The sequence below is a fragment of the Streptomyces venezuelae genome (assembly GCF_008642295.1).
In the GTDB taxonomy this organism is placed as follows: domain Bacteria; phylum Actinomycetota; class Actinomycetes; order Streptomycetales; family Streptomycetaceae; genus Streptomyces; species Streptomyces venezuelae_C.
This window is the reverse complement of the sequence record NZ_CP029190.1, coordinates 3,756,700-3,768,626: the sequence shown is the minus strand read 5'-3', so window position 1 is coordinate 3,768,626 and position 11,927 is coordinate 3,756,700. Positions and strand designations below refer to the sequence as shown.

Below are 11,927 nucleotides of genomic sequence, written 5' to 3'. Positions count from 1 at the left end.
GCCCGTCACACCATGAGCGTTGTCACCAACACGACCACCATCGGCGCCATCGAGCTGCCGAGCAGGCGCAACACCGAGCTGATGCTGCTCGGGTTCGCCGTGGTCATCCCGATCTTCGCCTACGCCAACGTGGGCCTCGCCATCGACGGCAAGCTGCCCCCGGGCATGGTCGTCTACGGCCTGGCCCTCGCGGTCGTGGCCGGCATCGCCCATCTCGTCGTACGCCGCTTCGCCAAGTACGCCGACCCCCTGCTGCTGCCCCTCGGCATCCTGCTCAACGGTCTCGGCCTGGTGCTGATCTGGCGCCTGGACCAGTCGGTGCGCCTGCAGAACCTGGCCAAGCGGGCCTACGGGGGCTTCTCCGAGTCCGCGCCGAACCAGATGATCTACACCGCCCTGGGCATCGCCCTGTTCTGCGGCGTGCTGCTGGTCCTCAAGGACCACCGCACCCTGCAGCGGTTCACGTACATCTCGATGGCCGTCGCCCTGGTCCTGCTGATCCTGCCGATCGTCCCCGGCCTCGGCGCCGACGTCTTCGGCGCCAAGATCTGGATCCGGGTCGGCGGCTTCTCCATCCAGCCCGGCGAATTCGCGAAGATCGTCCTCGCGGTCTTCTTCGCCGGCTACCTGATGGTCAAGCGCGATGCCCTGGCCCTGGCCTCCCGCCGCTTCATGGGCCTCTACCTGCCGCGCGGACGCGACCTCGGTCCGATCCTGATGATCTGGGCGATGAGCCTGCTCATCCTGATCTTCGAGAACGACCTCGGCACCTCGCTGCTGTTCTTCGGCATGTTCGTGATCATGCTGTACGTGGCCACCGAGCGGACCAGCTGGATCGTGATCGGTCTGCTGATGTCCGTCGGCGGTGCCGTGGTGGTCGCCTCCTTCTCCGGTCACGTCGGCGCCCGTGTCGCCGCCTGGACGGACCCCTTCGGCTGCTGGGAGCGCGGCGGCCTGGACGCCGGCGCCTGCGAGCAGATCGCCCAGTCGATCATGAGCTTCGGCTCCGGTGGCGTCCTCGGCGCCGGGTGGGGCCAGGGCAACTCCGACCTGATCGGCTTCGCGGCCAACTCGGACTTCATCTTCTCCACCGTCGGCGAGGAACTCGGCCTCGCCGGGGTCATGGCCTTCCTGATGGTCTACGGCCTGATCATCGAGCGTGGTGTCCGCACCGCCCTGGCCGCCCGGGACCCCTTCGGCAAGCTCTTCGCCATCGGTCTCTCCGGGGCCTTCGCCCTCCAGATCTTCGTCGTCGCCGGTGGTGTGATGGGCCTCATCCCCCTCACCGGCATGACGATGCCCTTCCTCGCGTCCGGCGGTTCCTCCGTCCTCGCCAACTGGGCCCTCATCGGCATCCTCATCCGGATCAGCGACACCGCACGCCGCCCCGCCCCGGCCCCCGCACCGTCCCCCGACTCCGAGATGACCCAGGTGGTCCGCCCGTCATGAACAAGCCCCTGCGCCGCATCTCGATCTTCTGCGGGCTGCTCATCCTCGCGCTGCTGATCCGTACCAACTGGCTCCAGTACGTCCAGGCCGAGGAGCTCTCCACCCGCAAGGAGAACCGCCGGGTCCAGATCGCCCAGTACGCCCAGGAACGCGGCAACATCATCGTCCAGGGCGAACCGATCACCGGTTCCGCGGTCACCGACGGCAGCGACTACAAGTACAAGCGCACCTATGTGAACGGCCCGATGTGGGCCCCCGTCACCGGGTACGCCTCCCAGGCCTTCGGCTCCAACCAGCTCGAATCCCTCGAGGACAGCATCCTCACCGGCAACGACGACCGGCTGTTCTTCGACCGCACCATCGGCATGTTCACCGGCGAGAAGAAGCAGGGCGGCCATGTGGTCACCACCCTGAACGCCGCCGCACAGAAGGCCGGCTTCGAGAAGCTCGGCAACCGCAAGGGCGCGGTCGCCGCGATCGACCCGCGCACCGGCGCCATCCTCGCCCTGGTCTCCACGCCCTCGTACGACCCCTCGTCCTTCGCCGGCAACTCCAAGGCCGACGAGAAGGCCTGGGTCGAGCTGAAGGACGGCGCGGACAAGAAGCTGGTCAACCGGGCCATCCGGGAGACCTACCCGCCCGGCTCCACCTTCAAGGTCGTCACCGCCGCGGCTGCCCTCGAGCACGGTGTGGTCACCGAGATCGACGCCAAGACGGACACCCCCGAGCCGTACTTCCTCCCGGGCACCAAGACGGAGATGAAGAACCACTCCGGCGGCTGCAAGGAGGCCAGCCTCAACGAGGCCATGCGGATCTCCTGCAACTCCGTCTTCGCCAACCTCGGCGACAAGGTCACCCGCGACAAGATGGTGGAGACCGCGGAGAAGTTCGGCTTCAACGACGACAAGATCGACACCCCGGTCCGCGCCTTCGCCAGCGTCTACGACAAGAACATGAGCAAGGACGGCAACGCCCTCAGCTCCATCGGCCAGTTCAACACCGCGGCCACCCCGCTCCAGATGGCCATGGTCGCAGCCGCCGTCGCCAACGACGGCAAGCTGATGAAGCCGTACATGGTGGACCAGCTCACCGCGCCGAACGCGGACACCGTCGAGAAGCACAAGCCGGAGGAGATGAGCCGGCCGATGTCCGCCGAGAACGCCCAGAAGCTCCAGGCGATGATGGTCAACGTCGTGGAGAACGGCAGCGGCAAGAAGGCCCGGATCGACGGCGTGACCGTCGGCGGCAAGACCGGTACCGCCCAGCACGGCGAGAAGAACTCCAAGAAGCCGTACGCCTGGTTCATCTCGTATGCCAAGACGGACAAGGGCTCCCCGGTCGCGGTCGCCGTGGTCATCGAGGACAGCTCGGCCGACCGCGAGGACATCAGCGGTGGCGGCCTGGCCGCCCCCGTCGCGAAGGCTGTCATGGAGGCGGTCATCAAGAGCCAGGGCTGACCGACCGGCACAGTCGGTACCGGTCCGGTATCGGCCTGTGGTCACGAACCGATCTCCCACGATCGGCCGGTAGCCTTTGCGCGAACAGCACACCGCCGGACCACACACGGGTGCGGTCGGGACTGACGGAGAGGGCTGGAAGTTATGGAAGAGCCGCGTCGCCTCGGCGGCCGGTACGAGCTGAGCCACGTGCTCGGCCGCGGTGGCATGGCCGAGGTCTACCTCGCCCACGACACCCGGCTCGGTCGTACCGTCGCCGTCAAGACTCTGCGCGCCGACCTCGCACGCGACCCGTCCTTCCAGGCCCGGTTCCGCCGCGAGGCCCAGTCGGCCGCCTCGCTCAACCACCCGGCGATCGTCGCGGTCTACGACACCGGTGAGGACTACGTCGACAACATCTCCATCCCGTACATCGTGATGGAGTACGTCGACGGGTCCACCCTGCGCGAGCTGCTGCACTCCGGCCGCAAACTGCTGCCCGAGCGCACCCTGGAGATGACCATCGGCATCCTCCAGGCCCTGGAGTACTCGCACCGGGCCGGGATCGTCCACCGCGACATCAAGCCCGCCAACGTCATGCTCACCCGGACCGGACAGGTCAAGGTGATGGACTTCGGCATCGCCCGCGCCATGGGCGACTCCGGCATGACCATGACGCAGACCGCCGCGGTCATCGGCACCGCCCAGTACCTCTCCCCGGAGCAGGCCAAGGGCGAGCAGGTCGACGCGCGGTCCGACCTGTACTCCTCCGGCTGCCTGCTCTACGAGCTGCTGACCGTCCGGCCGCCCTTCGTGGGCGACTCCCCGGTCGCGGTCGCCTACCAGCACGTCCGCGAGGAACCGCAGCCCCCGTCGAACTTCGACCCCGAGATCACCCCCGAGATGGACGCGATCGTCCTGAAGGCGCTGGTCAAGGACCCCGACTACCGGTACCAGAGCGCCGACGAGATGCGCGCCGACATCGAGGCCTGCCTCGACGGCCAGCCCGTCGCCGCCACCGCCTCCATGGGCGCCGCCGGCTACGGCTACCCCGACCAGAACCACGGCTACGGGCACCAGGGCTACGACCAGCCCACCACCGCCCTGCGCACCGCGGAGCCCGGCCAGACCTCGATGATGCCGCCGATGCCCCCCGGCGACGGCGGCTACTACCCGGACCAGGGCTACGACCAGGGCGGCCCGCGCCGCCGCGGCAGCCAGAAGAAGAGCCGGGCCTCCACGGTCCTGCTGGTCGCGGCGGGCATCCTGGTGCTGGTCGGCGCCATCCTGATCGGCCGCTCGCTGTTCAGCAGCACCGCGGACAACCGGCCCACCGTGCCCCAGCTCGTCGGCATCGGCTTCGACGAGGCTGTGCGCAACGCCGACAACGTGGGCCTCAAGGTGGTCAAGGAGGCCGACGAGCCCTGCGACACCCAGCCCAAGGGCACGGTGTGCTCGCAGAACCCGGCCAATGGCAGCCGCCTCGACAAGGGCGGTGAGATCAAGGTCAAGGTCTCGACGGGCAAGGCCAAGATCGCCATGCTCGACGTGGTCAACGTGCCGGCCGACGCCGCGGAGAAGGACCTGCGGGCCAAGGGCTTCGTGGTCGAGCGGCGGAACGAGGAGTCGGACCGCACCCCGGGCACCGTCATCAAGCAGAACCCGACGGGCGGCACCCAGGTCGACCAGGGCGCCACGGTGACCCTGACGGTGGCCAAGGAGAAGTCGAAGGCCATCGTCCCCGACCTCAAGGGCCTGACGGAGGCCCAGGCGAAGAAGAAGCTCCAGGAGAACGACCTCAAGCTCGGCAGCACCACCGAGGTCGAGTCCGCGGAGAAGCCGAAGACCATCGTCAACCAGTCCGAGACCGCGGGCTCCGAGGTCGAGCCGAACACCGTGGTCAACGTGGAGATCGCCAAGGCCGCGGCCCAGGTCACGGTGCCGCCGCTGGCGGGCCGGACGATCGCCGAGGCAACGGCCCTGCTCCAGCAGAGCGGCCTCACTCTCGGCTCGGTCAACGGCCCCTCGGACGAGACCGCCAGGATCACCATCACCGTGCCCGGGGCCAACCAGCCGGTCGCCCCGAACAGCGCGGTCAACGTGTGGACGATGCCCGGCGGCGGGAACGGCCAGCAGGACGGCGGCGCCAACGGCAGCAACAGCGGCTGGTTCGGCCTCGGCCGCCGCTGACCCGGCCCCGCCCCCGCCCGGTGAAAAGGCCGGCCCCTCCTCGGAGGGGCCGGCCTTTTCCGCTCGCTCGGCTCACTCGGCTCGTTCGGCTCGCTCAGCCGAGTTCCGGGGGCCGGGTGCGCTGGGCGTCCACCTTGTCCGTACGGACCAGCTCGCCCCACACGATGTACCGGTACGTCGAGGTGTACACCGGGGTGCAGGTGGTCAGGGTGATGTACCGGCCGGGCTGCGTCCGGCCCGATTCCGCGGGCACCGGGGACAGCACCCGCACGTTGTACTTCGAGGTCTGCCGCAGCTGCGCGTACACCCGGTACACGTACCAGGTGTCCTTCGTCTCGAAGACGATCGGATCACCCGTCCGCAGCTTGTGGATGTTGTGGAACTTCGCCCCGTGCCCGTCCCGGTGCGCCGCCAGCGAGAAGTTCCCCGACGCGTCCCAGGGCAGCGCCGACTTCACCGGGTCCGTGTAGTACCCGGCCACCCCGTCGTTCAGCACCTCCGCGGAGGTGCCCCGCTTCACCAGAACCTCACCGTTGCGCATCGCCGGCACGTGCAGGAACCCGATCCCGCCCGCCGTGTCCAGCGCGCCCGGCCCCGCGGCCGGCCCCGCGCCCGGAGCGGACGGCGCCGGCGCCGCCAGCCACCGTTCACGGACGGCATCGGCCTTGGCCGAAGCGGTCCGGTCGGCCAGGACATTCGTCCACCACAGCGAGTACACGACGAACAGGGCCAGCACCAGGCCCGCCGTGATCAGCAGCTCGCCCAGCAGGCTCAGGAAGCCCGCGATCCGGTGACGACGGGGTCGGACGGCGTGTGACACTGCGGTGGTCCTCTACGGGCTGGCGAGCACGGGCGGAGCGCCCTGGCTCCGGGGGCGCTCGTCGACCATCCTGCCCCATACGATCATCCGGTAGGTGCTGGTGAACTCCGGCGTGCAGGTGGTCAGCGTGATGTACCGGCCGGGGCCGGTGAACCCGGACCCCTCCGGCACCGGTTTGATCACCGATACGTTCGTCGGCGGCGTCTGCGGCAGCATCGAGGTCATCTCGTAGGTGTAGTACGCGTCCCGCGTCTCGACCACGATCGGGTCCCCGGGCCGCAGCCGGTTGATGTACCGGAACGGCTCGCCATGAGTGTTGCGGTGGCCCGCCACCGCGAAATTACCCGCCTTGTCCCCCGGCATCGCCGACTTCAGGGCCCCCTCGGCGTAGTGCCCGACCATGCCCCGGTCCAGCACCTTCGGCTTGCTGATCCCCTGCGCCACCGGCACCTTCACGTCCAGCTTGGGGATGTACATGATCGCGAATCCCTGGCCGGGCGAGAACTCGGACACCGCCGGGCCCGGGACACCCGCGTCCCAGTCCTCCCGCAGCGACCCGGCCGCCCCGTTCGCCTGCCGCTCCGCCAGCACGTTCGTGTACCAGAGCTGGTACGTCACGAACAGCAGCATCACCAGGCCGGCCGTGATGAACAGCTCCCCGGCCGCCCGGCTCGCGATCACCAGCGGCCCGCCCCGGCGCCGCCGGCGGGCACGCTTGGCCGCCTCCTGGGCAGCCCGCCGCCGCGCAGCCCGGCCCCCGGAGGGCGCGGGCGGCGCGTACGCGGTCATGCGACGGCCTTGCCCACCACCGGGGCCAGCCCCACCGAACGCTCCACGGCCCCCGCGTCACCGCACCGGACCAGCCAGTTCGCCAGCATCCGGTGGCCCCACTCGGTGAGCACCGACTCCGGGTGGAACTGCACACCCTCCACGTCGTGCTCCCGGTGGCGCAGGCCCATGATGATGCCGTCCTCGGTCCAGGCCGTCACCTGGAGCTCGTCCGGGACGGTCTGGGGCTCGGCGGCCAGCGAGTGGTAGCGGGTCGCCGTGAAGGGCGACGGGAGGCCCTGGAAGACGCCCAGGCCCTCGTGGGTGACGGGGGAGGTCTTGCCGTGCAGCAGCTCCGGTGCGCGGCCCACCACGCCGCCGTACGCCACCGCCATCGACTGCATGCCCAGGCAGACACCGAACACCGGAACGCCGGTCGCGGCGCAGTGCCGGACCATGTCCACGCAGACGCCGGCCTCCTCCGGGGTGCCGGGGCCCGGGGACAGCAGGACACCGTCGAAGCCGTCCTGCGCGTGGGCCAGCTCCACCTCGTCGTTGCGCAGCACCTCGCATTCGGCGCCGAGCTGGTACAGGTACTGGACCAGGTTGAAGACGAAGCTGTCGTAGTTGTCCACAACCAGAATGCGCGCGCTCACCGATCGGCTCCCGATCCCTCGTCGACTGTCACATCGTTGAACGGGAGCAGCGGCTCGGCCCACGGGAAGACGTACTGGAACAGCACGAACACCACGGCGAGCACCAGCACCAGGGAAATCAGCGCGCGAATCCACGCGTTGCCCGGCAGATGCCGCCAGATCCAGCCGTACATAACCGCCCGTTGTCCTTCCCGTACCCCCCGTGCGTGTTCCCGGAACAGACTAAAGGCTGGCGCGTCCCACCGGCCTTGTCTCGGTCAGTTCCGCCCACACGATAAGGCGATGGCTGTGTCCCCACTCCGGATCGCAGGTGGTGAGTGTCAGGTACCGGCCCGGGCCGGTGAACGGGGAGCGCTTCGGCACCGGTGCCACCACCCCGGTCTCGGTCGGCAGGGTGCGCAGGGGCCGGTTGCGGATGGTGTAGGTGTAGCGGGCCTTGGCGTCCTTCACGATCACCGTGTCACCCGGCCGCAGCTCGGGGAAGTCCTTGAAGGGGTCGCCGTAGGTACGCCGGTGGCCGGCGACCCCGAAGTTCCCGGTTCCGCCCGGCAGTGCGGTGCCCTCGTAGTGGCCGAGGCCCTTCTTCAGGAGCTCGGTACCGGTCCCCTCGATCACCGGTTTGACCCAGTCCGGCCCGAATCGCGGGATGCGCATCTCCGCGAAGGCCCGGCCCCGGGGGTGGGAGACCGGCTCCTGCGGGGCCACAGGGGCCTGTGAGGCGCCGGAGGGCGGGGGAGCACCGGGAGCCTGCCCGGCCTGCGGAGCCACCGCCCAGCGCCCGCGCAGCCGCTCCATCTCACCGTCCATGGCCCGGTCGGCCTTCACCCCGGTCCAGAACAGCAGGTACGCCACGAACAGCACGATCAGCGTGCCGGCCGTCAGGCACACCTCGCTGAACGTGCGGACCACCAGGCGGACGACGGCTTCACGGCCACGGCCACCGGCACGGCCGCCATCACGGTCAGGCGGAACTCTCGGCGCTTGCCACGGGCTTCGCATAGTGGAGGTCCACTGTGCCGGAGTAGCCGGGCAGAGTCACCGCCTTGTGCTCGTCGACTTTCCAGCCCAGCCCGTAGGCGTTCACATACAGCTGGTAGTTCTGCAGCGCCGGGGACGCGGCCAGCGCCTTCTTCAGCTCGCCCGGGTCCCCGACGGCCGTCACCTTGTACGGCGGCGAGTAGACCCGGCCCTGAAGGATCAGGGTGTTGCCGACGCAGCGCACCGCGCTGGTGGAGATCAACCGCTGGTCCATCACCTGGATGCCCTTGGCCCCGCCCTGCCAGAGCGCGTTGACCACGGCCTGGAGGTCCTGCTGGTGGATGACCAGGTCGTTGGGCTGCGGCTCGGGCACGTTGGGGATCCGGGCCTTGGCGTTGGGCGGGGCGTCGTTGAGGGTGACGGTCAGGCCCTTGCCGGAGAGCTCCTCGGTGCCGGCGGCGGTGCGCAGCGCCTGGAGCCTGGCGTCCTCGGCCCGGGTGCTGCCGTCGTCGCGGTCGGCGAGGGCGTCGACCTGCCGGCGGACGGCCGCGGTGCTCTCCCCGAGCTCCTTGTTGTTCTGGGAACGCTCGTGGATCAGGTCGGAGAGCCTGAGGAGCGAATCGTCCGTCCGGATGTTCGTACCCTTGGAGGTGTTGAAGCTGGTCACGAAAATCAGGCCGGCCAGGGCGAACACGGCGGCGGTCAGCAGCCGGACCGCTCCGGCCCGGCGACGGGGACCCGCGGAGGAGTCGTCGGAATTGCTCAACGTACCCTTCTCCTTCAACACGCCGTAGACCCACTACGCTAACGGACGCCCGGGGGAGGCAAGGTCCCCAGCGCATCGACAGGAGAGACCCTCGTGCCGAAGTCACGTATCCGCAAGAAGGACGACTACACGCCGCCGCCCTCCAGGCAGGCGCAGGCCATCAAGCTGACCAGCCGCAGCTGGGTCGCTCCGGTGATGCTGGCACTGTTCCTGATCGGGCTGGCCTGGATCGTCGTCTTCTATGTCACCGAGACCCAGCTGCCGATCGAGGCACTGGGCAATTGGAACATCGTGGTCGGTTTCGGCTTTATTGCGGCGGGTTTCGGCGTATCCACGCAGTGGAAGTAGCCGCGCAAGCCGAAGCACTCCAGAGGTTCCGGCGCAAGCTCTCCCCTTAGTTATCCACAGCGCTATCCACACCTGAGGAAAAGATACGAAGGTCTGTGGATAAGTAAGTGGGCGAGCCCCCGGTTGACGCCGGTGTGATCAGTCGGCCAGGGGCTCAGGAGGTCAGTTCGGCCGTCCGCAGCAGGATCATCGCCGCGGACGTGCAGAAGACCAGGGCGCAGACGGCCCACTGCACGGCGGTGCGGTTCCGCCCGCCGGTCGTGGGCCACACCATGGCCGCCCCGACCAGGGCACCCGCCACCAGACCGCCGATGTGGGCCTGCCAGGAGACACCGGACGGGATGAAGGTCATCGCCAGCATCAGTACGAGCATCCCGGCGACCGGCGCCATGTCGTACCGCATCCGCCGCATCAGCACGGCGGTGGCGCCGAACAGGCCGAAGACGGCACCCGAGGCGCCGAGGGTGGCCAGGTTCGGCGGGGTGAGCAGGTAGACCAGGGCGCTGCCGGCCAGGCCGGACAGCAGGTACACGCTCAGATAGCGGGCCCGCCCGATGGCCGCCTCCAGCGGGCCTCCGACCACCCACAGGCCGAGCATGTTGCCGGCCAGGTGCCACCACTCCTGATGCAGGAAGACCGAGGTCAGCAGCCGGTGGTACTCGCCGGTGGAGACCCCTTGCACCGGGCCGCCGATGTATTCCACATACCGGCCCAGCAGCTCCAGGTGGACCGCGAGGGCGGGGGTGGCCAGCACCGCGAGGAAGACGGCCACATTGATGCCGATGAGGATCTTGGTGACCAGATGCGGGTCACCGGCCGTGAGGACGGCGCCCGCGACATTGCGCGGGACGGCGGCGGGGGCTCCGCGGACGCACTCGGGGCACTGGTAGCCGACCGAGGCGCTGATCATGCAGTCGGGGCAGATCGGCCGGTCGCAGCGGGTGCAGCTGATGCCGGTCTCACGGTCGGTGTGCCGGTAGCAGGTGTCCATCGGTTCCCTCGGTCGGCGGCGACGAAGACGGGACGCCGCCCCGCCGGTCCGTTACGTATCGAGTACGGACGGACAGGGCGAATTGGTTCCCGGGACCGGGCTCGGGTCAGCGCTTCTCGATCACGACGGATTCGAGGATCACGTCCTCGAGGGGCCGCTCGGTGCGCGGGTTGGTGGGGAGCTTGGCGATGGCGTCGACCACGTCCTGGCCCGCCTTGCCGGTGACCTTGCCGAAAATGGTGTGCTTGCGGGTCAGCCAGGCGGTGGGGGCGACGGTGATGAAGAACTGCGAGCCGTTGGTGCCCGGGCCGGCGTTGGCCATGGCGAGCAGATAGGGCTCGGTGAAGGCGAGATCGGGGTGGAACTCGTCGGCGAACTGGTAGCCGGGGCCGCCCATGCCGTTGCCGAGGGGGTCGCCGCTCTGAATCATGAAGCCGCTGATGACCCGGTGGAAGACAGTGCCGTCGTAGAGGCGGTCGGTGGTCTTCTGACCGTCGCTGGGGCGGGTCCACTCGCGCTCGCCGGTGGCGAGTTCGGTGAAGTTGCGGACGGTCTTCGGCGCGTGGTTCGGCAGCAGCTCGATCTCGATGTCGCCGTGGTTGGTCTTCAGGGTGGCGTAGAGCTTCTCGGCCACGGATCTGCCTTCCATAGTCATCACTGTCGGTTTCAGATCCTCGCACGGTGTGCCGCTTGGTCAAGAAATCGTCGGAATCGGCCACCCATATGCCCTGTCACGCATGCCGCGAGGGGTTATGACAGGCATGATCCGACAAAGGGTGGAAAGGTGAACTGTGTCCGCCACCGAGGAGGAGGATCCTGTGACGACCCGCAAGGACAGCGTGCGCGCAGTGGCCGAGAGCGCTAAGGACACTGTGCGCCATGCCGCGGAAGTGGTGGCGCCGTACGCAGAAAGCGCCAGGGAAGCAGCGACGCACTATGCGCACGAGGCGAATGTGCGGCTGACGCCCATGATGTCGTCCGCGGCCCACGAGACGGCGCGGCAGGCCCGTTCCGTCTACGACACCCACCTGCATCCGCGGATGCAGCAGGCCCGTACGCATGTGCCGCCGCCGGTGGACCGCGCGGCAACGACCGCGGTGCTGAACACCCGGAAGGCCGCGCGGCAGGCCGCCGACTACACGACACCCAAGATCGAACATGCGATGGCCGCGGCCCAGCCGGTGGCCGAGGAGGCCGCATCCCGGTCGACCGCGGCGTTCGCGGCGCTGAGCGGCAAGGTGTCCGCAAAGGACGTGCGCCGGCTGGTGCGGCGCCGGGAACGGCGCGAGAAGTGCGGGCGGGCCGTCAAGGGGGTGGCCCTGGTCGGGCTGCTGGCCGGGGTGGCGTTCGTGGCCTGGAAGTGGTGGGACCGGCAGTCGAACCCGGACTGGCTGGTGGAGCCGCCGGCGGCGACGGAGCTGTCGGCGCGGGACAGCGAGCCGCCGAACCTCGACGACGAGCTCCAGGCGAAGGAGGCGGCGGAGGCGGAAGCCGAGGCCGACGAGAAGCGCTGAGCAGCGCCGGT

At 69.2% G+C, this 11,927-nt stretch carries 12 protein-coding genes and 1 pseudogene; 5 read left to right on the top strand and 8 right to left on the bottom strand.

The features are described from left to right. Positions 1-12: 12 nt before the first annotated feature. From DEJ50_RS16630 to pknB, 3 genes are all read left to right on the top strand, one after another. A complete protein-coding gene (locus DEJ50_RS16630; protein ID WP_150208775.1) occupies positions 13-1,449 on the top strand; it encodes an FtsW/RodA/SpoVE family cell cycle protein in 1,437 nt (478 codons plus the stop codon). Next, positions 1,446-2,906 (top strand): peptidoglycan D,D-transpeptidase FtsI family protein, encoded by a 1,461-nt coding sequence (locus tag DEJ50_RS16625; protein WP_150208774.1) that lies wholly within the window; start codon positions 1,446-1,448, stop codon positions 2,904-2,906. The genes DEJ50_RS16630 and DEJ50_RS16625 overlap by 4 nt, the downstream gene beginning before the upstream one ends. A gap of 144 nt (positions 2,907-3,050) precedes the next feature. Then, complete coding sequence (gene pknB, locus DEJ50_RS16620; protein WP_150208773.1) at positions 3,051-5,075, top strand: Stk1 family PASTA domain-containing Ser/Thr kinase; 2,025 nt, start codon at positions 3,051-3,053, stop codon at positions 5,073-5,075. A 94-nt stretch (positions 5,076-5,169) separates the two neighbouring features. Here the strand turns inward: pknB and DEJ50_RS16615 are convergent, their stop codons facing one another. The 6 genes and pseudogenes from DEJ50_RS16615 to DEJ50_RS16595 form a co-directional block, all read right to left on the bottom strand. Beyond that, on the bottom strand, positions 5,170-5,895 hold the full coding sequence (locus DEJ50_RS16615; RefSeq protein WP_150208772.1) for a class E sortase: 726 nt from the start codon (positions 5,893-5,895) through the stop codon (positions 5,170-5,172). 12 nt (positions 5,896-5,907) lie between these two features. Then, positions 5,908-6,732 (bottom strand): annotated as a pseudogene (locus DEJ50_RS16610) (class E sortase); the annotation flags it as partial. Beyond that, positions 6,681-7,319: an aminodeoxychorismate/anthranilate synthase component II gene (locus DEJ50_RS16605; RefSeq protein ID WP_150208770.1), complete on the bottom strand. Its 639-nt coding sequence runs from the start codon at positions 7,317-7,319 to the stop codon at positions 6,681-6,683. The pseudogene DEJ50_RS16610 and the gene DEJ50_RS16605, both read right to left, overlap by 52 nt. Next, on the bottom strand, positions 7,316-7,492 hold the full coding sequence (locus tag DEJ50_RS33965) for a hypothetical protein (protein ID WP_190344541.1): 177 nt from the start codon (positions 7,490-7,492) through the stop codon (positions 7,316-7,318). The genes DEJ50_RS16605 and DEJ50_RS33965 overlap by 4 nt, the downstream gene beginning before the upstream one ends. A 49-nt stretch (positions 7,493-7,541) precedes the next feature. Beyond that, the gene (locus DEJ50_RS16600) at positions 7,542-8,228 is read right to left on the bottom strand and encodes a class E sortase (protein WP_223837781.1); all 687 of its coding nucleotides are present in this window, start codon (positions 8,226-8,228) and stop codon (positions 7,542-7,544) included. 52 nt (positions 8,229-8,280) lie between these two features. Continuing rightward, complete coding sequence (locus DEJ50_RS16595; RefSeq protein ID WP_150208768.1) at positions 8,281-9,063, bottom strand: DUF881 domain-containing protein; 783 nt, start codon at positions 9,061-9,063, stop codon at positions 8,281-8,283. 93 nt (positions 9,064-9,156) lie between these two features. On the opposite strand from DEJ50_RS16595, the gene crgA reads away from it, so the two are divergent. Then, a complete protein-coding gene (gene crgA, locus DEJ50_RS16590) occupies positions 9,157-9,411 on the top strand; it encodes a cell division protein CrgA (RefSeq protein WP_150208767.1) in 255 nt (84 codons plus the stop codon). Between the two features lie 154 nt (positions 9,412-9,565). Here crgA and DEJ50_RS16585 read toward each other — a convergent pair whose 3' ends face one another. Then, positions 9,566-10,402, bottom strand: coding sequence for a rhomboid family intramembrane serine protease (locus DEJ50_RS16585; protein ID WP_150208766.1), 837 nt, complete (start codon positions 10,400-10,402; stop codon positions 9,566-9,568). A 106-nt stretch (positions 10,403-10,508) separates the two neighbouring features. Beyond that, the gene (locus DEJ50_RS16580) at positions 10,509-11,036 is read right to left on the bottom strand and encodes a peptidylprolyl isomerase (RefSeq protein ID WP_150212171.1); all 528 of its coding nucleotides are present in this window, start codon (positions 11,034-11,036) and stop codon (positions 10,509-10,511) included. A gap of 184 nt (positions 11,037-11,220) precedes the next feature. On the opposite strand from DEJ50_RS16580, the gene DEJ50_RS16575 reads away from it, so the two are divergent. Further along, positions 11,221-11,916, top strand: a complete 696-nt coding sequence (locus DEJ50_RS16575; protein WP_223837780.1) for a DUF5324 family protein — start codon at positions 11,221-11,223, stop codon at positions 11,914-11,916. Positions 11,917-11,927: the final 11 nt, after the last annotated feature.

What these genes read in the sequence shown, in the direction of transcription:
- DEJ50_RS16625 (WP_150208774.1), top strand. Translation starts at nt 1,446, where the DNA reads ATGAACAAGCCCCTGCGCCGCATCTCGATCTTCTGCGGGCTGCTCATC.
- DEJ50_RS16630 (WP_150208775.1), top strand. Translation starts at nt 13, where the DNA reads ATGAGCGTTGTCACCAACACGACCACCATCGGCGCCATCGAGCTGCCG.
- DEJ50_RS16585 (WP_150208766.1), bottom strand. Translation starts at nt 10,402, where the DNA reads ATGGACACCTGCTACCGGCACACCGACCGTGAGACCGGCATCAGCTGC.
- DEJ50_RS33965 (WP_190344541.1), bottom strand. Translation starts at nt 7,492, where the DNA reads ATGTACGGCTGGATCTGGCGGCATCTGCCGGGCAACGCGTGGATTCGC.
- pknB (WP_150208773.1), top strand. Translation starts at nt 3,051, where the DNA reads ATGGAAGAGCCGCGTCGCCTCGGCGGCCGGTACGAGCTGAGCCACGTG.